General features: G+C 41.6%; 15 protein-coding genes and 1 tRNA gene. 9 read left to right on the forward strand and 7 right to left on the reverse strand.

The window, feature by feature from the left end:
- Positions 1–155: 155 nt before the first annotated feature.
- Positions 156–386 carry a hypothetical protein gene (locus CLV57_RS15680; protein WP_100342326.1) on the reverse strand — a complete coding sequence of 77 codons (231 nt, stop codon included), beginning with the start codon at positions 384–386 and terminating at the stop codon, positions 156–158.
- 470 nt (positions 387–856) lie between these two features.
- Here CLV57_RS15680 and CLV57_RS15685 point away from each other — a divergent pair, with 470 nt between their 5' ends.
- Positions 857–4,966 carry a hybrid sensor histidine kinase/response regulator transcription factor gene (locus CLV57_RS15685; RefSeq protein ID WP_169927093.1) on the forward strand — a complete coding sequence of 1,370 codons (4,110 nt, stop codon included), beginning with the start codon at positions 857–859 and terminating at the stop codon, positions 4,964–4,966.
- 705 nt (positions 4,967–5,671) lie between these two features.
- On the opposite strand, the gene CLV57_RS15690 is transcribed toward CLV57_RS15685, so the two are convergent.
- Positions 5,672–5,745: transfer RNA gene (locus tag CLV57_RS15690), tRNA-Asn, on the reverse strand.
- A gap of 278 nt (positions 5,746–6,023) precedes the next feature.
- Here CLV57_RS15690 and CLV57_RS15695 point away from each other — a divergent pair.
- The 3 genes from CLV57_RS15695 to CLV57_RS15705 are packed head-to-tail and all read left to right on the forward strand — an operon-like array spanning position 6,024 to position 8,942.
- Complete coding sequence (locus CLV57_RS15695) at positions 6,024–7,559, forward strand: FAD-dependent oxidoreductase (RefSeq protein ID WP_100342328.1); 1,536 nt, start codon at positions 6,024–6,026, stop codon at positions 7,557–7,559.
- A gap of 41 nt (positions 7,560–7,600) precedes the next feature.
- A complete protein-coding gene (locus tag CLV57_RS15700) occupies positions 7,601–8,575 on the forward strand; it encodes an SDR family oxidoreductase (RefSeq protein ID WP_245857091.1) in 975 nt (324 codons plus the stop codon).
- 25 nt (positions 8,576–8,600) lie between these two features.
- Entirely contained in the window at positions 8,601–8,942 is a 342-nt protein-coding gene (locus CLV57_RS15705) for a HopJ type III effector protein (RefSeq protein WP_100342330.1), read from the forward strand.
- Between the two features lie 43 nt (positions 8,943–8,985).
- Here the strand turns inward: CLV57_RS15705 and CLV57_RS15710 are convergent, their stop codons facing one another.
- Positions 8,986–9,270 (reverse strand): hypothetical protein, encoded by a 285-nt coding sequence (locus CLV57_RS15710; RefSeq protein ID WP_100342331.1) that lies wholly within the window; start codon positions 9,268–9,270, stop codon positions 8,986–8,988.
- A 216-nt stretch (positions 9,271–9,486) separates the two neighbouring features.
- On the opposite strand from CLV57_RS15710, the gene CLV57_RS15715 reads away from it, so the two are divergent.
- The 3 genes from CLV57_RS15715 to CLV57_RS15725 all read left to right on the forward strand — a co-directional run bounded on the left by CLV57_RS15715 (position 9,487) and on the right by CLV57_RS15725 (position 15,386).
- Entirely contained in the window at positions 9,487–9,810 is a 324-nt protein-coding gene (locus CLV57_RS15715; RefSeq protein WP_100342332.1) for a hypothetical protein, read from the forward strand.
- 99 nt (positions 9,811–9,909) lie between these two features.
- Positions 9,910–13,266, forward strand: a complete 3,357-nt coding sequence (locus CLV57_RS15720) for a PAS domain S-box protein (protein WP_100342333.1) — start codon at positions 9,910–9,912, stop codon at positions 13,264–13,266.
- A 113-nt stretch (positions 13,267–13,379) separates the two neighbouring features.
- Positions 13,380–15,386, forward strand: a complete 2,007-nt coding sequence (locus tag CLV57_RS15725; protein WP_157799185.1) for an ATP-binding protein — start codon at positions 13,380–13,382, stop codon at positions 15,384–15,386.
- 15 nt (positions 15,387–15,401) lie between these two features.
- Here the strand turns inward: CLV57_RS15725 and CLV57_RS15730 are convergent, their stop codons facing one another.
- Together CLV57_RS15730 and CLV57_RS15735 are read right to left on the reverse strand one after the other, a co-directional pair.
- The gene (locus CLV57_RS15730; protein ID WP_100342335.1) at positions 15,402–17,981 is read right to left on the reverse strand and encodes a DUF4132 domain-containing protein; all 2,580 of its coding nucleotides are present in this window, start codon (positions 17,979–17,981) and stop codon (positions 15,402–15,404) included.
- A 1-nt stretch (position 17,982) separates the two neighbouring features.
- Positions 17,983–18,372 (reverse strand): hypothetical protein, encoded by a 390-nt coding sequence (locus tag CLV57_RS15735; protein ID WP_100342336.1) that lies wholly within the window; start codon positions 18,370–18,372, stop codon positions 17,983–17,985.
- Positions 18,373–18,568: 196 nt separating this feature from the next.
- Between CLV57_RS15735 and CLV57_RS15740 the strand changes: the two genes are divergently transcribed.
- Complete coding sequence (locus CLV57_RS15740) at positions 18,569–18,835, forward strand: SemiSWEET family sugar transporter (RefSeq protein ID WP_100342337.1); 267 nt, start codon at positions 18,569–18,571, stop codon at positions 18,833–18,835.
- A gap of 22 nt (positions 18,836–18,857) precedes the next feature.
- Here the strand turns inward: CLV57_RS15740 and CLV57_RS15745 are convergent, their stop codons facing one another.
- Positions 18,858–19,526: a DNA alkylation repair protein gene (locus tag CLV57_RS15745; protein WP_100342338.1), complete on the reverse strand. Its 669-nt coding sequence runs from the start codon at positions 19,524–19,526 to the stop codon at positions 18,858–18,860.
- 9 nt (positions 19,527–19,535) lie between these two features.
- The gene (locus CLV57_RS15750; protein ID WP_100342339.1) at positions 19,536–20,942 is read right to left on the reverse strand and encodes a tetratricopeptide repeat protein; all 1,407 of its coding nucleotides are present in this window, start codon (positions 20,940–20,942) and stop codon (positions 19,536–19,538) included.
- Between the two features lie 135 nt (positions 20,943–21,077).
- On the opposite strand from CLV57_RS15750, the gene CLV57_RS15755 reads away from it, so the two are divergent.
- On the forward strand, positions 21,078–21,965 hold the full coding sequence (locus CLV57_RS15755) for a dienelactone hydrolase family protein (protein WP_100342340.1): 888 nt from the start codon (positions 21,078–21,080) through the stop codon (positions 21,963–21,965).
- The last annotated feature ends 30 nt before the right edge of the window (positions 21,966–21,995 follow it).

A 21,995-nucleotide genomic window follows, 5' to 3' on the forward strand; every position in this document is an offset into this window, starting at 1 on the left:
TACCATTGCCTTATATCCTTGATATCTAGCAAGCTTTTTAATTTTTTCTTCTCTTATATATTGGTTTTAGTTAAATAATGTTATATGAATAGTTTAGGTATTAGATCGTTGTGAAATTTGCCGAGACGAAACACGCTATACTGGTTTATGCTATTTCAAATGTTTCCCTTGAACGTCGTTTTGTTTAACTTGCTGTGTATTTTTTCAAGTATCTCGGTTGAGAACGGTAGCTCTTCATTGTAAAGAGCCGGTGATTGCTGCATGTACTCGTCATGCATTAAAAGTTTCAGTTCGCGGTCGTCTGCATGATTAAAATAATGCTGGAGCCATTTATAGTCTTCTACAGTACACGCCTGCTTACGCAGAAATGCCTTTAAGTTCTCCATTGAGTACGCACACATGGTCGAGGACATAAATGTCTTGATTAACAATAAAAAATAGTATCTAATTGGTTTCTATGAAAAGCAAGTCACAGAAGACATGCCTTTAGTACCGACGCTGTGAAAGACAATGTTCTTTGTATGCACAACTACAGTACAGTCCAAAATTCGCTTCTAAAGCATCTCATGACACATCGTTCACGTTTCAATTTTGGAAACTATTGTATCAAACCAAAAGGTAAACGCAAACGATAGTAGTTGTTCAATTCATTGACTATCAGCTGTTTATTTTTTAAACAATAAGTCATGGAAGTCTGGCAAAGTAAAACGCGAAGTACTTAGAGTTGAGAGGTTATCTATATTTGTAAAAACGTTATTCTTACCAATTAAATAGCGGATAAGCACCTATAAACCAATGAATGTATCGCTAGTAAAACATTTGTTCTAGTTGATCGCACCTGATGATATCTAATTGTATGACCAAATCAGTTTTTCCAACTTACGGCTTTATAAGACTTTTAACTGCACTTCTTATTTTATTTAGTAGTGCAGCCTACGGGCAAGGGGGATATGATTTTACGCACATTACCACTTCTGAGGGGCTTTCATCTAATGCCATTAACGCAATTACCAAAGATACAAGTGGGTTTGTATGGTTTGGAACGATGAACGGATTAAATCGTTTTGATGGTACCAATATTGTAATTTACCGTAATATACCAAAAGACTCCTTGAGTCTGCCAAGCAATGTGATTCAGGCATTGTACAAAGATAAATTTGGCCGGTTGTGGGTGGGTACTTCCAACGGATTGTGTTACTATGATCCGCTGAAAGATGTTTTCATTCCAATTAAAGAGACCTATGGACTATCTGTGCGTGTGCTTTGCCGTGATTACAAGGGTAATCTTTGGATAGGCTCATATTCAGATCTTCGGATCATAGAGAACGGAACCAATAAAATTATACTTTTTGAAACTCCGGCGGAAGCGCGACGTACTGAGAAAGTATGGCGTGTTATTTCTTTATTCGAAGACAACCAGCGCAGGATGTGGATTGGGTCGCGCAATGGTCTATATAGATTCGATCCTCGGCGAAATAAAGTTGACCACTATATTCATGATCAATTTAACCCCAAATCTTTAAGCAATAACAACGTCACCAGAATTGTGCAAGATAATTCTAACCGAATGTGGTTTTCAACCTCCGATGGTCTTAACACATTGCTTCAGGATGGAGCATTTCGTGTGTTTAAGGATTCAGATCGTGATCACATAGGAGCCAATATTATTCACGACTTAGCTATCGCGCCTGGTCTTAGCGAACTTTGGCTAACGACAGAAGAGGGATTACGGATTTTCGATCTCAACAGTATGAGATTTAATGTAATCACTTCGAATCCCCGAAATGTTTACGGGTTGAGAAATAATCAACTAAAGACGCTATATATAGCGGACGACAAAATTTTTTGGATAGGTCTTATAAGAGGAGGGATTAACAAGTATGACAAAAATTTAGCGCTATTTGGCTTTCAACCAAGCGTAACATTTCAACCAAAATATCTTCCGTCACCCATCGTAACTTCTTTAGCCACTTTGAAAAATAACAGCGATGTTTTTGTTGGAACAATTGGGGCTGGTTTGCAAGTGTTCAATAAAAACACCCGTACTACAAATTTGGTTCCATTAAGCGCATCCTCATTACAGCCAAACGTTTTAGCTATTAAGATTTTAAAAAGCGGCCAGCTATGGATTGCAACCCGTGAGGGAGACATTTTTCAGTATGACCCAAAGAAAAGAAAAAGCGAGTTATTATATAAAGAGGTTGATGGCAAGCTAAAAAATGAAAATGCCATCCGCTGCCTTGATGAAGATAATACCGGCAAGGTATGGATTGGGATAAATGGTCAGGGTGTAAAGGTATTTGATCCATCAAAACGTCAATGGGAGGTATATCCTTCAGTAGACCTGAAAGTAAATGGCCCGTCACTGCCTACAAATGGATATATAAGGGCAATAGCAACTAAGAAAAATGGCGAAGTGTGGATAGGGTCATATGGTTCTGGCATGGCGGTTTTCAATCCAAAAACTCAAAAATTTGCCCTTTATTCCAAAGCTAAGGGACAATTGATCAATAATTATATACTATGCATCTTACACGATCGAAACCAACGCACCTGGGTAGGCACAAATAGCGGCCTATGTGTATTTGATGAAAAAAGAAAATCTTTTAGGGGACTAACTGAGGCCGGCGGATTTTTTAACCACACAACCATTTATCAAATTGTAGAAGATAAGGCTGGTTTGATCTGGATGAGTACTAACAAAGGGTTAAGCTCATTTAATCCATTAAATAACACCGTTAAATCTTTCACTACTAATAATGGTGTAGCTAACGCCCCTTTTTACGAGGGATCAGGAATTGCGGCCGAAAATGGTACAGTTTATTTCGGTGGAGAATCCGGATTCAACTTTTTTGAATCTTCCAAAGTACCATCTATTATTCAAAAACACAACGTTTTGCTAACTAAACTTAAGGTGTCAAATAATGTAGTAGTGCCTGGAAAAAACTCACCTATCAAAGAACAAATTAACTTTGCCAAAGAAATTATTCTTAAATACGGCGAAAATTTTTCGATTGAGTATGCGGCACTGGATTTCACAAATCCCAATGATAATCAATTTGAATACAGATTAGATGGCTTAGACCATAGTTGGAATAGAGTTGGAAGCGTTAAAAGTGCCTCATACACTAATCTTGATCCCGGAAAATATATTTTTCACGTAAAGGCGAGCTACGATGGCCGAAATTGGAGTTCGCAAGAAAAAAACATCCAAATTATTGTGCTTCCCCCATGGTGGCGAACTATCTATGCTTATTGTGCTTATGGCTTAATAATTTTTTCTATTCTCTATTTTCATAGAAAACGCACTATTGACAAAATAAAAAGGGAGTTTGATTTACAACAAGAAAGGTCAAGGGCAAAAGATTTGATTGACAGGCAGCGATTGGAGGCAGAGAGAATGCATGCTATTGATTCGCTTAAAATTAAGTTTCTAACCAATTTAAGCCACGATTTTAGTACACCCTTATCGCTCATAACAGGCCCGGTTGAAAAGCTTATTCACTGCCAGGATAAAACTGTCGTTGCAGAATCTGTCGTTATTCAGCGCAACGCGAAGCGGCTGCTTAATCTGGTTAATCAATTATTGGATTTCCGGAAAATGGAAGTGCAGCAGCTCAATCTTAACCTGGCTCCAGGAGATTTGGTGAAATGTTTGAAGGAAGCCAGCGAAGCTTTTAACGATATAGCAGAACGAAAAAATATATATTTCAATTTTAGCAGCGAAATTGATGAACTTCCTTGCCTTTTTGATCATGATAAAATTGAAAGGATTGTTTTTAACTTACTTTCTAATGCATTTAAATTTACATTAATCCAAGGTGAAGTTGCCGTCCATTTTTATGTTATAGAAAACAACGGCGACGGGAAAAATACCATGTGCCTGGAAATTAATGATACCGGCATTGGGATCCCGGAAAATCTTCAGGAAAAAATATTTGAACCGTTTTTTCAACATAGTACCAAAGGATTAACAACCGGACAGGGAAGCGGTATAGGCTTGTCTATTGTTAGCGAATTTGTAAGAATGCACGGCGGAACGCTCAGTCTTAACAGTCAGGTAGATGAAGGTAGCTCATTTAAAATTACAATGCCGATCATTCCGTTAGCAGTTGCCCAAACCGCCGTGGATGATCAGGAGCGTACTTATTTGGAATTTACCCCGGAGGATCTCCCTACTTCACAAAAGCGCGTTGACATTCCGGTAATATTAATTGTAGATGATGATGAAGATATCAGATTTTATTTAAAAGATAATCTTAAAGGGCATTACAATATAGTGGAAGCAAGCAATGGCCGCGAGGGATGGAAAAAAGTGCTATCACAACACCCTCAACTGGTAGTAAGTGACGTATCAATGCCTGAGATGAGCGGGATTGAGCTTAGCAAAAAAATTAAAGCTGATAAACGCACCTGCCATATACCCGTAATTCTTTTAACCGGGATAAGTGGAGAGAAACAGCAAGTTGAAGGATTGGAGGCTGGGGCTAACGACTATTTAACAAAGCCGTTCAACTTTGAAATTTTACATGTAAAAATCCGCAATTTGTTGTTTGTAAATCAAACCTTGAAAAACACCTTTTTAAAAAAGGTACAAATCATCGAGCCCAAAGAGGAGATTGAGTCGGCAAACATCAAACTTTTAAAGAAAATCAATCACTATATCAAGGAAAATATGAGTAACACAAACTTGTCTGTTGAAGATATAAGCGCCTATGTAGGTATGAGCCGTGGCACGCTTTACAGAAAGCTTATGGAACTTACAGAACTTTCGCCAGTGGAGTATATAAGATCTATTAAGTTAGAAAATGCAGCAGAGTTGCTGGCACAGAGCAATCTAAATGTTTCGCAGATAGCCTACATGACCGGGTTTGCCAATCCAAATTACTTCGCGAAAGTTTTCAAAGCTAAATATCAAATGTCTCCGAAGGAATTTATTGCACAAGCCAAAAAAAACATCTCTTGACATAGCATGCAAGGAGATTTTTGAAACCACTTAACCCTACACAAAATTTCCTTGATCCGAATAGTTGCATCTATTACAATAGAGATAAAACGTCAATCACCTAAAAACCTATCAGAATATAAAGCCCCGTGAAAATTGATAACTCCAAAAAACAAATGTCACACTCAGCCGGTCTCTCTGCTTCAAACAGTAAAAATGCAGTAGCAAGCTTGCTCATAGTAGAAGATGATGAAGAGTTTCGATTCCAGTTTGGAAGCTAGCGGGAGCGCGCCAAATGTCGAACATTTTTGAAGATTTAAATGTCACAAATGCATTATTTACCTTAAATTGCAATTTAGAGTTTCCGCAATAGCCAACCAATCTATTAATCGCAGTTTTACACACAATGGCGTTGCCGGTGCGCTTTACTTCCAGCAGCTCATTGACAAGTTGATTCCCGTATTGTTTGGCCGGTGGTTACAGTAGTGTTATTTCTGTTAAAAGTGACCCTCGCAATTACCGGATAAATATTATCCTCTGTTTTTCTTTTTTCGTTTAAGATGATTTATAAATAAACAATAACTGTGTTGGCTATGGCTGACGGTTGCACTAACTATGTACTATCCGTGTACTAACAATGTACTATCAAAAGACTGTTTTCGAGCTTCTTCAAAACCCACTAAACACAAAAAAGCCTCTCAGCATACACTGAAAGGCTTTTTGTTGCTCCTGAGGCTGGGCTCGAACCAGCGACCCTCTGATTAACAGTCAGATGCTCTAACCGGCTGAGCTACTCAGGAGTGTTTTCCGGTTTGGAGTGTGCAAAAGTAGGATTTATACTGAATTCTGCAAAAGAAATTTCTTTTTTTTTCACCCAAACGCTGAATATATTTAGAAAGCGTTGATACATAGTGAAATTAATTTTTCGCCATTACCTCTTAAACCGTAGCAATGTTAACAATCATGTTAACGTATAGGCAATAGCAGAGCGTTAAATGCTACGTTAAACCGCAACCCGTGGTTTATACGTAAAACGCCCGCTTATAAAACAAGCGGTGTTTGCGCAGGTTGTTTTATTATGGCACAGCATATAGAAAACACAACGCACACACGCGACGGCGCATTGAATAGCCCCTGGCAGTTACCCACCGGGGCTTTGGTAAACCACCAAACCCCAACCGGCAAAATATACGATTGCCTGATAATAGGCGCAGGCATAACCGGCTTAACAGCCGCTGTTTTATTGCAGCAGCAAGGCAAACAAGTGGCTTTAGCCGATGCGCACAACGTTGGCTTCGGTACCACAGGCGGTACCAGCGCCCATATTAACACCTTTGCAGATACAACCTACCCAGAGGCTGAAAGTGCTTTTGGAGAAGACGGAGCGATACTTTTTGCCGATGCAATAAACGACGGCGCAGGCATTATTAAACAAATGGTGACCGACTTTAATATTGATTGTCAACATGAAACCAAAACCGGCTATCTCTACGCCGAAACGGAAGACGAAGCCAAACAATTGGACGATATTTATAATGGCTTTATGAAGGTGGGTGTAGCAGCAAGCTATACCGAAAACGCACCTACGCCGGTAGCTTATATCAAAGCTTTAGAGATCCCCAATCAGGCGCAGTTCCACCCTATTGAATATTTGATGGCACTTAAAGATGCCTTTTTAAAAGCCGGGGGGCATCTGTTTGAAAACACGCTGATTGATAAGCTGGAGCATGAAGATAATATACACACGGCGCTATCAGCCGAAAAAAGCATCAGCGCAAAAAAAATAGTTTATGCAACACACCTGCCGCCGGGTATAACGGTGTTCAGCTTTAAATGTGCGCCTTACCGAAGTTATGTGTTGGCGGTTACATTACAGGATGATGATTACCCCGATGCTTTGATCTATGATTCGCAGGAGCCATACCACTACGTACGTACCCACCAGATAAACGGACAAAAACTGTTATTAATAGGCGGCAATGAACATAAAACAGGCCATGATGACCCTGAACAAGCCTTTGCCGATCTGGAAGCATACACCCGTCAATATTATAATGTAGCCGAAATAAAATACCGCTGGTCGTCTCAATACTACATCCCTGCCGATGGTTTGCCTTATGTGGGGCAAATTCCTTTTATGGCCGATGGTATTTATACTGCAACCGGCTTTAACGGTAACGGGATGATGCTTGGAAGTATCTCAGGCAAAATATTGGCTGAGATGGCGTTGGGCGTGGAGAGTAAGTATGATAAAATCTTCTCTTCGTCGCGAATAAAACCTATTGATGGATTTACGGAGTTTATGAAAGAGAACGCTGATGTAGCCTACCGTTTTGTAGCCGACCGCTTTGGCGTGGAAGAAAAACAATCATTACAACAACTGCAGCCTGGCACCGGTCAAGTAGTGGAATCTAACGATAAAAAAATGGCCGTATACCGGGACAAAGATGGTACTATCCACGCGCTTGATCCGGTTTGTACACATGCAGGCTGTATTGTTAACTTCAACGCTGCCGAGTGTACCTGGGATTGCCCTTGCCATGGCGGAAGGTTCGCTATTGACGGTTCGGTGTTAACCGGCCCTCCTACTAAAGGGTTGGAACAAATTTTGTAACAAGCACAGCTACACCGGCCATTTTAAAGCCGCTACACATCATGAGAATGCTAAAAAAATTGTTAAATAAAAGCGTAGTAATAACAGGTGCATCAAGCGGTGCCGGCCGGGCCGCAGCAATTGAGTTTGCTTTATGCGGTGCCAAGCTAACCCTTGCCGCACGCAATGAGGAGGTGTTAGATGAAGTTGCTGCAGAGTGCCGTAGGTTAGGCGCAGAAGTATTGGTAGTAGCAACAGATGTTACAGACGCAAAAGCCATGATAAGTCTGGCTAATGCGGCCAACTACTTTTTTGGGCGAATTGATGTTTGGGTTAATAATGCCGGCGTACTGGCAGCAGGGCCATTTGATGAAATGCCCATGGCCATGCATGAGCAGGTTATCCGTACTAATTTGTTGGGTTATATGAACGGTGCACACGCGGTACTGCCTATTTTTAAAGCACAAAAACGTGGCATCATCATTAACAACATATCCATAGGCGGCTTTATACCTATGCCTTATGGCGCTGGCTATACAGCCAGTAAGTTCGCTTTACGAGGCTTTAACGAAGCCCTAAAAGCTGAGCTTACACCTTGGCCCTATATTTACGTATGCGACCTTTTTCCTGCATTTTTAGATACACCCGGCATACAACACGCAGGCAATTACACCGGCAAAGTACTTAAACCTGCCCCTCCGGTTTACGATCCGCGACGTGTAGGGAAAGCTATGGTTGATGTAGCCGTGAGGCCACAAGCTACAAGGTATGTAGGCAGTGTATCGGTATTACTAAAGCTTGCCCATGCAATTTTTCCGCAAACTATGGCCAATGCAACCGCGGGTATGGTACGTACCTATTTGAAGCAGGCAGATGAGATAAGCAAAACTGATGGCAATGTTTATAGCACTGTTAACTATGGCATGTCTCCGTATGGTGGTTTTGGCTGGCCGGGCAAGCCGCGTGCTCATCGTAAGTACATTGCAGCTGCGGCATTAGTGGGATTGGCTACAGGTTTGTGGATGGTGAACAAGTAAAATTGTTTTCTGCTATTTTTACCGCATGGAACAACAACTTGAAACTTTACTGGCATCTTTAAAAAAGGGCGAGACTCCGTTTGCTAAAGTGCTTGAATTTATTGATGCTAATTACCAGCATCAGCCCACCGCTTTTAAAAACGGCGATGCTTATAATGAATCTACCCAAAATCAGGGAAGCGCGCGCGTGTTTGCTTTCGCAAAGTTAAACAACCTGAATGCTGAAGATACACTTCACCTGTTTGCTGAGCATTATAAAGCCGTACTTGATACACCTGACGGTACCGATCACCAAAACATCCGTCAGTTTATGGCAAATGGTTGTGCAGGAATAACCTTTGAAGGTGAAGCTCTAAAAGTTAAATAAAAAAGTACAATTGATACAGGCCCGGAAACGGGCCTTATTTATTTCAGGTGGTTGATTTCCATATTTTGAACACATTTTCAGCGCCCCCCTCCAGCTCTTTCACCACTAATGATATGTGTTCTTTTCTCACCGGGAAATGCTGATCAACCGTTCGGTAAATATGCTGCAGCATATTGCCTAATTTAAATTCACCTTCAAACTTGTTGATAGAAATAACCACGCGGCTGGCTATTGCATGCACATGTCCGTGGCTACCCAATTCGTGTTGCAGAAGTTTGGCAACTTCGGCACCCAGATCGGCAACTTGTGATAATTCAAATGGATTCATATTGGCAGCAAATTTTATACTAAATTACCACGTAAACCTATAGGTTGTATTGGCAGGTTCAAAAAATAATTATAAAAATGTAACGGTTCGTTTAACAGGTTATTGCTTCAAACAGCCACTTGTTTGCAATTTTTACAATCCTCAAAACGTTCAGCCATTATACGTAATTCAAAACTGATTGTTTTGGAAAAATTGCTTTAATAGTATATTGCAGGAGTGAAAGATTTCATCGATACCTTCAAAGATTGGGTGGTTGACCTGGGCGATAAGCACGGGGTTGATCCTGCATTGATCTTCTTTCTATACCTCTTCAGTAAAGTAGGTTTGTTTAGTTTTCTGGGGTGGGGCATTAACAATATCCGACGTAAAAGACCTTTTATACTACCGCTCACGCTGGCCGGTGTTGCATTTTGCATTCCGTATACTTATCTAATTATTGCAGGCCGTAACATCCCGGTGTGGGTGTACGTAATAATAGCTGCGGTATTTGTGTTGGGTTTATATTCTATCTGGCGCAAAATATCAATAAAAGCCAACTAGTTTTATCTATTACAATAAATACCTATTTTACAGTTAATTAAATTTAAACAGCAAAATAGTATTTACATTTATAAAGACACCTTTCGCAATACCTTATTAATGAGTGCAGCTTCACATACAACAGGCCAACAATTGTTTGACCTTTTTAGTTCAAGCATTTCCGAGCACGCTATTTGTATGCTTGATTGCGATGGCATTATTTCATTTTGGAACGAGGGTGCCGCGAATTTTTACAAATACCTGGCCGGCGAGATTGTGGGACAACCTGTTGCCTTGTTGCTGAAGGGACTTTCAATTAAGCAAAATTTAGAACAGGCATTCTCAAACGGTAGCAGCAACGTTGAAATAACAGTTTGCCGTAAAGATGGCTGGCAGTTTCCGGGCTTTGCCACGTTCAAACCACTTTACCAGAATAGCACTTTGCAGGGTTATGCGCTTATTGTAGATAGCCTTACTTATACCCGCAAAATGGAATATAGGTTTAACCATCCTGTACAAAATTCAGAAACGAAGGGCTTATTTCAACAATTGATAGAACACAGCTATTCGGGCATAACTTTATTTGATGCTGATTTTAACTTTATTTACAGGAACCCGGCAGCTGCACGCATAACAGGCTTTAACGATAACGCAAGAGCAGATACCAGCTTTGCTGAAATTGTTCATCCTGCCGACAGAGTAAGAGTAAAAAATACACTTGACATATTACTGCAAACACCCGGATGCTCCTTACCATGCAATTTGAGGTCAAGGCACTTTGAAGGGCATTTTATTGAGTTAGAGGGCGTATTCACCAACTGGTTACAGGAGCCCGAGATCCGTGCTATAGTTCTCAACTTTCACGATGTTACCGAAAAACATAAAAAAGAAGAAACGCTTAAGCAGGCTTTTACTGAGTTATCTGATTATAAGCAGGCGCTTGATGCCAGCGCAATAGTGGCAATAACCGATCAAAGAGGAGTTATAAAACACGTAAACGATAATTTCTGCAAAATATCCGGCTACAGCAAGGATGAGCTTATTGGTCAGGATCATCGTATAGTGAATTCCACCTTTCACGACAAGGCCTTTATGAAGAACTTATGGCGCACTATAGCAGCGGGCAATGTTTGGAAAGGTGATATATGCAACCGCCGTAAAGACGGCGACATTTACTGGGTGGCAACTACCATTGTGCCTTTCTTAAATGATAAAGGCAAGCCATACCGATACGTAGCTATTCGTTTTGATCGTACTGAAGGCAAAATGATAAAAAAGGAGCTCATTGAAAAAAATGAGCAGATAAGCAGTTTGTTGGAAAGTATTAACGATGGATTTATTGGAGTTGATCACGACCTTCGTTATAACTATGTTAACAAGCGTACTTGCGAGATAGTTGGTTTACTCCCTGAAGAAATGATCGGCAAAACAATGTGGGAGCTATTTCCGGATGTTGTTGGCACGCCTACATGGCATGCTATAGAAGAAGCACGTATAACAGGCCAACCGGTAACTAATGAAGATTATTACGCTCCGTTTGATCTTTGGCAGGAAAACCGCATTTACCCCACAGCCAATGGCTTGTCAATTTTTATTAGTGATATAGGATGGCGCAAGCGGGAAGAACAGCAAAAAGCTTTATTGGCAGACATTAGCCAGATATTTAATCAAATGGAGCCGCCGCCGCTACTGCTGCAACAGGTAATGAAAAAAGTATTAGCATTGAGCAGCTGCTTTTGTTTGGCTGAGACCTGGTTGGTTAACAGAGATTTAAAACATATTAAATTAGCCTCACAAGCAGCTGCTGACGAACGCTATAATCTTTTTTTTGAAGATCACCCCCATATGCGCCAACTTGACAAAGGCAACGGTCTGCCGGGAATTACATGGATGAATGGGAATGTAGAATTTTGGCCTGATCTGGCAAACAGGAAGGACTTTTTGCGGCGTGAAGCGGCTACCAAAGCCCAACTCATTTCCGCCCTTGGCGTTCCTTTACGGTATAACGGCAATGTGATCGGCGTATTATTGATCGGCCTTACCGGTAACGAAAGACCCGGTTATATGGATGATGGCACCCTTAACAGGTTGGGCGATTACCTTGGTACCACTATCACCCGCAGACAATTAGAAAATGAAGTACGTGATATTTTTGAGGCGGCATCAGATATTATTTGCATAGTAGGAATGGACCGTCAGTTTAAAAAAGTTAACCCGGCCATGTGCCGAATGTTGGGTTACACCGAAGCAGAATTATTAAACATGACAGTTGATGACTTTGTTCATCCTGATGACCGACCCGAAAGTAAGAAACGGATGGAACTCTTTAAAAATGAAAGTTTTCGTTCAGTGTATTTTGAAAACCGCTACATTACGCGTTCAGGCGCTGTTATTAACCTGGCTTGGACAGCCGCGCGCGGTAATGAGGAAGATGTAATGTTCTCAATAGGTAAAAACATTACCGATAAGAAAAAAGCAGAAGAAGAAGCGATCAGGCTTTTAAATGAGCGAAATACTATATTAGAAAGTATCGGTGACGCTTTCTTTTCTTTAGATACGAATTGGATGGTTCAATATTGGAACCATGTTGCTGAAAAAGAATTAAAAACACCAAAAGAAAAAATTTTAGGGCAGAATATATGGCAGGTCTATCCGGATACAGTTAAATCTTTATCATACATCAAATATCACAAAGCTATGTCTTCAGGAAAGGCTTTGCGGTTTGAAGATTATTATCCACCACTTGGAAAATGGTATGATATTAACGTTTATCCATCTTCCAACGGCTTGTCAATATTCTTTAAAGATATTACACCAAGGAAAAAGGCAGAGCAGGAACTTAAAGAACAAGCTGAAGCATTGTCGGTATCGCAAAAACGCTATGCGGACCTTTTCCAATTAAGCCCATTACCCAAATTTGTATTCGATAGCGAAACTTTAGCTTTTTTAGATGTTAACCGCGCCGCAGTAATTCATTATGGTTATACTCGCGAAGAGTTTTTAAAAATGACACTACGCGATATCCGTCCGGCATCTGAAATATCAAAGCTGGAAGACTCACAAAAAAGCCCGATGAGCAGCTCTTTCCTCTATAAACCAGGTATCTTTACCCACAGAAAGAAAAACGGCGAGTTGATAAAAGTTGACATTACGAGTAGCGGACTTGACTATAATGGACGGTCGGCGCGCATAGCGCTGGCAATGGATGTAACTGAACAGCTAAATCACCTTGATGCTATTGAAACTCAAAATAAAAAGCTGAGGGAAATATCATGGATGCAATCGCACGTTATACGTGCTCCGTTGTCAAGAATAATGGGCCTTGTAGAGTTGTTCAACAATACCCAATGTAACGAAAAAGAGGTTGCAGAAATTTTAGCATACGTAAAGCTATCTGCTAATGAACTGGATGACGTTATTAAGGCAATAACCAAAAACGCCAATGAACGAATTGATAGCCGGTCATCATCGCTTTAACACCTATGGATATGCTGCCTTCAAACTTACACCCAATTAGAGTGAAGCATTTTGTAAACAATTATTAGCAACACAGGTTGGTAGTTGGTATTATAATTGCAAAGGGCTACGTCATGTTAACAGACCAAATGTTATTGGATATATTGTCAAAGTCAAAAGACGCTACCGCGGTTTATGACAGTGCAGACCTGCATATAAGGTTTGTTAACCAATCTATGCTTGCACTATGGGGTAAAAACTTCTCTGTTAAAGGAAAAACAATAGAAGATGCTTTGCCCGAACTGCATGACCAACCATTTTTTGACATTCTTAAAAAGATTTGGCAAACCGGCGAAACCTATTCGGCTACCAATACACCCGCATCATTAATGATTGACGGTGAGTTAAAAACATCATTTTTTGATTTTGAATATCGCGCCATTTTAAATGAAGAGGGCCAAACCTACGCAATACTCCACACTTCAGCTGATGTTACACAACGGGTTGAAGCCTTTAAACAGGTTCAGGAAAAGCAGGAGCATGAAGAGCTGCTTCATTTAAAAATGACGGTGGCCAATAAAAATCTATCAACGGCCAACCGCGAGCTCCAAACCTACAACGATAGCATCAGCAGGCTTAACATTCTGCTGCAAGAGTCTGAAACCGACTTTAAACGTTTGGTTCAACAGGCCCCTGTTGCTATTCTGGTGTTTAGAGGGGCAGATATGGTTATTGATATTGCTAACCATGCCATGCTTGAAATTTTAAATAAAGACACAAGCATTATTGGGAAGCCTTTACTACAGGGCCTGCCCGAAATTGAGGGAGCAACGGCTGTTGATATGTTATTTGAGGTATTTAACACAGGCAAGGCATTAGATGGGAACGAAGCACCTGTGCCCATGATGCGCGATGGTGTATTAGAAACCCGCTACTTTAATTTCAGCTACAGGCCGCTTAGAGATGAGACCGGAGTTGTTGGCGTAATGGATATTGCAGTTGACGTAACCGAACAGGTATTAGCACGCAAAAACCTGGAAGATATAATAGCTGAAAAAACCGAACTGGCTAAAACACTCCGTTCCAGCGAAACAAGACTGCAAGGTATTTTAGATACCATGGCCGAAGGCGTAGGTATTATTGATGCTAACGGACAAATGGTTTATGCTAACCCAATGGCGCAACGTATTTTAGGGCTCTCGGAAGACGAAATAAAAAAACGCACTTACGGCGATGCTCGCTGGCAAAACCTGCGTTTAGATGGTTCACCTTTGCCTGATGAGGAACACCCAATGGCTATAATGATGCGTACCGGGCTTGCCAGTTATGACCAGGAAATTGCTGTACAGCCACCAGTTGGCGAACGCATGTACATATCTATCAACTCGGCCCCTATTTTTGATGAGCGAGGCACACTCACCGGCGGCATAGGCACGTTTATGGATGTTACCAATCGCCGTAAAATGATGATACAAAAAGACGATTTCATCAGTGTGGCCAGTCATGAACTTAAAACACCTGTTACCGCGCTTAAAGCAGCCTTACAGCTATTAGAGCGCATGAAGAAGGATGTTAACCCGAACAAGTTTGAGAAGCTGTTATCCCAGGCAAATAAAAGCCTGAATAAGCTAAGTGACCTGATCAACAGCTTGCTTAACAGCAACCGCATTAGTCAGGGCCGCTTCCCTATTCATAAAACTAAATTCTCTATTGCCGAACTAATTAACGAATGTTGCCAGCATGTGCGCACTGTGGGCGAGCATGACATTATATTTACCGGCGACCTGAACCTGCAAATAACTGCTGATGAACAATTACTGGATCAGGTTATTGTCAACCTGGTTAACAATGCTGTTAAATACGCCCCAAAATCAAGAGAGATCAAAATAAGTGTTGAGGAACTTCCGAACCAGGTGAAGGTATCGGTTACAGACTCAGGGCCGGGGATACCGGCCGATAAGGTGAAACACATTTTTGAACGTTATTACCAGGCCGACAGCGATAACCGGCAATTCTCAGGGCTGGGCTTAGGCTTGTACATCAGCGCAGAGATCATCCACAAACATGGCGGTGAAATAGGTGTTGACAGCGAGCCGGGAAACGGCAGTACATTTTGGTTTACATTGCCGTTGGGTGAGTAATTTAGCTTTGTTTATCTATCGCGTTTTTATTTGTGATGTAATGGTTTTATCTGTTATTTTATCATCATCAGCCAACATGAGTGCCTTTGACAGGATGACCGAAAGACCGGCATCGCCCTCAAAAGGGATAAAGAGATTGTCTGATACGTTTGTTTTTGTTCTATCTGGCACTATGCACAAATACTGATCATTAGGCTCCATTAAAATATTGGTGCTGCCAATGTGAATCTTATAAGTTCGTAGCTTTCCTTCAACAACCAAAAACTTATCCTTAATAGCGGCAACTTTGTTTATTTTTAAGCGAGGCAACAGTCCCTCAAGTATTTCTTTACGATTTTTGGCCAGTTCAGAAAGGTCTCCGAAAGAGTAAGCCCTCCAATAAGTATTAAGAGCCACAACACCACCCGAATCCTGCCAGTTAGGGTCATTACCTATGCTTGCTACTCCTACAAAAAGGTCAACATCGCGCAACACTTCCGTAAAAGGCAAAGCAGGTACATCAATCAAATTAACAACTTCTCCGTCGGCAATACGTGTAAACCTTATTTGGTCAGTAGCCACATAATTCCATATTCCTGTTTCGTTAAAAGCATCGTCGGCAGCAACCTCGTTTATCCAAAACTCGGCTTTAAGTCCGTATTCAGGCAGTTGTAATTGCGCGCTACCATTATTAATTCCATTATCGAAAGCGCCCATTAGTGCATACTTCCAGCCACGGGTTTTAGCCAGCATATTAAACTGATGTTGCTTTAGCACGTGTGCCGCCATACGGTTACTGTATACGCGTGTATTCAGTTCGGCTTCGGTTAACAAGTAAACCTCTCTAAAGCCTTGCTTTAGCGGTTGTTGAATTTGATTACTGATCAGATAATTTCGCCATTGTTTAACTTCTTGCACCGATGCTGTTGCCGGGTGCCACAATGATATGAGCGCACCAACTTCCGGTAAAACTACTGTTCCGGTACTATCAACCCATTCATCATCTTTTTTTATAACCGATACTGTGTTGCCGCTAATTGTAATATTCCAGATGATTTTCTTTGCGATGAACGATATAAGTCCATGGTTAAGATAATACTCGTTAAAGTAATCCATGCTCATTTTTCTGCTGCTTCTTAGCATCCGGTCTATCCTGTCGCGTTGTGCCGATGTTGCAACATCAACCTGCTTTTGCACTTCTTTAATTTTCTTTATGCGTGTGCTTTGCTGGTCTTTCAACGATACCGGAACAGATTTTTGTGGTGTGCCGTCTGCCTTTATCCAGCTAAGTTCTGATTTACCTATACCCGTTACGTGTAATTCGCACGTATAGTTTTCAAATTCAAAAATGCGTTTACCAGCTATTAAACCCAAGCCGTCAACAGCCATATCTTCAATTTCGTGTATAGTAACACCTTTGTCATCAGCAGCCTGTTCAATATAACGTTCAATAGTTTGCTGGGCCGATGCTTGTTTTACCCGCAATTTCAAACGCGACAAATGACCAATACCATCAAGGCCTTTTGAAGTAAAGAGCGCGAATAGGCAAGCGTTACCTATAGCCGCTGCCACAGGCCCTACACCCGGCATTTTTTTATAGCATCGCTCAGCCAGTTTTGCCAAATTATTGAGCGTATTACTGTCATGAAAGTGCGCACACATCCAAACAAAGCCTTTAATGGCATCAACGCTAACTCCGTTCAGAAAAACAGATGTTGAATAACTGTAACCGGATGAGTTGTGAACTGTGGTAATCTCTTTTAAGCCAATAACAAACGCAAACCAATCATTAACAATGCTTTTAAATTTATCAACCCCAAGTTGCTTAAACAACACTTTGGTTTCATTCAAGTACTTGGCCGAAGGCTTGGCACCGCTTGCTTTTATAGCCCGTGCTATTAACTGGTACCATATTTCACGTTCATTAAGTGGAAGGTTGTTAATAACGTTGTTGGCATACATTGCAAATCTGTCCTCGCCCAAAAAAAGTGTAGGCTTAATTTCTTCCGGTTGAGCTATTGAGGTAAATAACAGTGCGTTAATCTTTTCAATAATCTTTAGCTTTTCCTTTTGGAGGTAATGGTCTGTAATTTTTTCAAACACATTCTTAATGTCAGTCAAGGGCTCCAACATTCCTTCAGGAACACCATTTTTGTATTGCCTGGATAGCTGATTGATCATTGCCAATACCGGCCATCTGTTAAGTGCCGCCCAATCCCATTTCTTGTTCTGCAAAAAAGCCTCAATCAATCTTTTCAGGTCATCCTCGTTAATTGTCAGCTTTGTTTTAAACAGTTGCGCTAAATAAGCTTCCGCTACAGCAATTTTTTGCCAGTTTTCGTCTGAGGAAGAATAAGACTTTATTTCTCTATAGAACTTTGCTATCTCAACTATACAGTAGATGATAAAGTCAATTTTCTTCTTATCGTCCCAATTGACAACATTATTTGCGTATTCATTGATCGAATTAAGCTTCATACCCCAAAAGTATCCACCGAGCCTTTTTTGTTCGGCATGTGTTTGGGCAAGAACCTTATCAAATTCACTTTCAGACAGGCTTGTAACGGAGGATACGGTATTTGAAAATGCCTGTTTAATTTTATCAAGCAAGCCCATATCAACCTCCAACTAAGGGTGTAAGTTTAATAAAGCTTATAAGGGTACTATCTGTAAGCTCAACCTTCTGTTCCAGGCCTTCAGACTGCATATTATCTACCAAAACAAAAAAGCCATTGCTTTGAAAAGCGGCCAAAGCAACATAAACCTGCTTTTCAGCATCAATAATTTTTTTATACTTTACCTTGTAGCCATTTAGGGTTTGTTCGGCTTCGGTTGGCTCAACAAGCCCCGTAAAATAATCGGGCATGCGGTTGTTGTAGAATTCAACTTCCTGAAGTACCCTTGCCGAGATAATGTCACGGATAGTAACTATTTCAGTTTTGAACTCAACGTTCAGTTCCCGCAGTATTTTGCCGCCAAAGGTTTCATCTTTTATGGTGATAATCATAAAGGGCTCAGATTAGTAATGTAAATATACTGCTAAAAAACATCCTTCCAGGTAATTTTCAAACTACAAATAAAAAATTGCGCGTAACCTAACAATACTGTAAACGCCATGTTTATAAATTACTACTCGCCGTTCAACATCCATATTCTTTCCGTTCAAACGGCCGCAACAGCGGTTAATCATTTAAAAATTTAGAATGGAAAGCACCCAGATATTAGGATTGGTGGCCGGCGTATGCACATCAGCAGCCAGTTTACCTCAAATTATTACCACCATCAAAACCAAAAAAGCGGCTGATGTATCGCCGTTTATGTTTATTGTGTTACTCACCGGCAACTCCCTATGGGTATGGTATGGATTCATTAAATCAGACTTCCCCATCATTGCCACCAATATCGTATCTATAATTTTATCGGGGGTTATGCTTTATCTCAAGTTTAAGTACCACAAGAAAGATGAGTAGAAATTGAACGCATTCATGCAGATCATTTGCTGCCGCGTTTCACCATCTCATTGATCCATATCGGTGCGAACGGCGAGGTACACCCTTTTGATACCGGGTAATCACGGAAAATGCCTAAGCGTTCTCCTATTGCCAAAGCCCGCTCACGCAACGGAGGGTGATGAATGCCTATGTAAGCCAGGGCCGTGTTCATGGTCCACTGTACTTCGGGCGCGGCGGTGGGCATTTCTGTTTCAATACGATCAAGCAATGCGGGCAGATCCAAACCTGCTGCATCCCGTGCAATCTTACTTGCAGTAAGGCTCCATCCGGCCCGGGCGGTCATAGGATCGTCGCTTTGCATCCAGCGTATACGCAACTGTTCCTTCTCAGGATGCTCCTTAATAACATAGCTGCTCAGCCAGTCTGCCGCCCACGGGAACCGCTCTGAACGCACCATGGTGTCCAACTCATCAACAGAAAGTTCTTTCGGCACCATGACGAGGATAGCTACCAGCCGCGCCTCCACATTTCCGGTGGCCCAAAGTTCAAGTGCCAGCTTATGGTTGGTTTTTAAAGCCTTGGCTACGGCACGTATATCGCCCATTTTAACACCAAACTGATTAGGGCTGGCGCCGCGCTTAGCGTTTTGCACACGAACTTTTTCATCGCCAAGGGCTTCTAATTTGCCGAGTACTTCTGTAGCGGTCATTGGATGTTTTTAGTTAGTATCTTGTTTAACCTCAACTTCTATAGGATGGTTTTCATCATGATGCTTTTTGGGCGCAGCAGCAACATGGGCATCTACCAGTTTATGCTTGAGCCAGTGCGTTAAATTATGGTGCAGCGGCACCAATACAGCGGCCAATGCTACCAATATCAAAAGCTCCAATACCGGCGTATGGTCGGTGATTTTACCAATAAGCGGATGGATAAGCAGGGTAATAAACTCAAACACAAAAAGCAGCGCCAGCACACTCATAAATTCAATAATGCGGCGGTGCGTTTTGGTGCGGCTAAGCAACAGCACTACTATCAGAAAAAAAGGTATGAAAACAGCAATAGCCAACAGCTGCAAATTCTGTTCGTGCACTTCACGAGCTCGCTTGCGCTCTTCGGCAAGTTCTTCCTTATGCCTTTGATCGGTAATGGCTACCAGTACAAACTTCTTTGTTTTCTCGGCACTGCTCAAACTGTCTTTAAGCGCAATAGCTTTACGATAATACTTTACAGCTTCGGCATCGTTATAGCCTTCGTATAGGCGTGCCAGCATGGTGCTGCTTATTAAGGCATTCTGAATAATTGCCGCGTCTGTAGCTACCTTAAACCCTTGCCGGTAATAGTAAATGCTTGAGTCGCGCTGCCCCATCTTACGGTAAACATCAGCCAAAGTATTGTAAGTGTTGCTTTGTATCCATGCTTTTGGATGCTTATCCAATTGCACTGCTTTACGCAGATATTTCAACGCCAAACTATCCTTATTTAAACGGCTGTAAATGCGACCAATATTACCTAATGATAGCGGAAGCCACTGCCTGTTATTAGTTTTTAGCGCCAACTGATAAGCATGTTTGGCATATTGCAACGCTAAATTCAATTTACCTATTGACTGATAACCGAAACTAACATCATTAAGCACGTTCACCATATTAGAATAGTCTTTCAGTTCAGCAAATAACGCAACCGATTTATTGGCGTAGTCAATACCATCATTTATTTCGCCCTGCTCTAAATTGGCGCATGCCATACCATCATAATTCCGTGCAGTGGTCCATCGGTCGTTCAGATCATCGGCAATGTCATTAGATTCAAAAAAAGCCTCCAAGGCTGAAGCCGGGTCACCTAATAACCATAAAGAAAAGCCTACCTGTGTAAGCGCCTTCATGCGGCCACGCTTAAATTCAAGCTTGTCGCTAATTAAAAGCGCCTTATTGGCGTATATGGCACCAGTGTCGGGTTTTTGAAGGTAATAAAGCTTGCTAAGTTCAATGTAATGCAGCGCCTTTGAAGTATCGGCGCCGGGTTTCTCAACCAGTTTTTTAAGTATATCAATCTGGTGTTGCTCCTGCGCTACAGCATGGTTCAGCAAAAGCATAAAACAAACAGAAAGTGTTGCCCAAAACCTCATAAACAGTTAAAATGCTAAAATAATGATTATACACAATACCACACTGTTCAATAGTAAGCTATAACCTTAAAATTAGTAAGCCTATTTAAGCGGTTAACAATATGTATTTATTAGATTTGAGCAAAGCCTTTTATTATGAGCCAGATAAACAAAGAAGACATTAAACAGGAAGTATTTGATCTGTACGACGATTATGCCCACAGCCGTGTTGACCGCCGCGATTTTATGCAAAGATTATCGCTTTATGCAGTTGGCGGACTGACAGTTAGCTCGCTGATGAGTTTTTTAATGCCCGATTATAAAGGCAACATCCAGATCAAGGCCGATGATGCCCGCTTAAAATCAGAATTTATTAATTACCCATCGCCAAAAGGCGGGGGGACCATAAAGGCCTTGTTATCAAAACCCGCTGATGCCAAAGGCAAGTTAGGCGGCATACTGGTTGTTCATGAAAACCGCGGCCTTAACCCCTACATTGAAGATGTGGCCCGCAGGGCCGCTTTGGCGGGTTTTATTACCCTGGCTCCCGATGCGCTGTCGCCTTTAGGCGGTTACCCGGGCAATGATGATGAGGGCCGCACTATGCAGGCCAAACGCAACCCCAAAGAAATGGAAGAAGACTTTATTGCAGGCTTCGAGTATCTTAAAAACCATAAGGATTGCAACGGCAAAGTTGGTGTGGTGGGCTTTTGCTACGGCGGTGGCATAGCCAACATGCTGGCTGTTAGAGAACCCGACTTAGCCGCCGCCGTACCATTTTATGGCGGTCAACCTGCAGCTGCTGATGTACCCAAAATAAAAGCGCCGCTAATGTTGCACTACGCCGCTTTAGATACCCGTATCAACGCCGGGTGGCCGGCTTATGAAGCCGCTTTAAAAGAGAACGGTAAAAAGTACCAGGCTTTTATTTATGAGAACGCCAATCACGGTTTTCATAACGATACCACGCCACGGTATGATAAAGCCGCCGCCGAACTGGCCTGGACCCGCACCATCGACTTTTTTAAACAGAACCTGAAATAGTGACTAAAAGCCCCGCTCAACAATGAACGG

Origin of the sequence: Mucilaginibacter auburnensis, from assembly GCF_002797815.1 — a bacterium.
Classification (GTDB): Bacteria; Bacteroidota; Bacteroidia; order Sphingobacteriales; family Sphingobacteriaceae; genus Mucilaginibacter; species Mucilaginibacter auburnensis.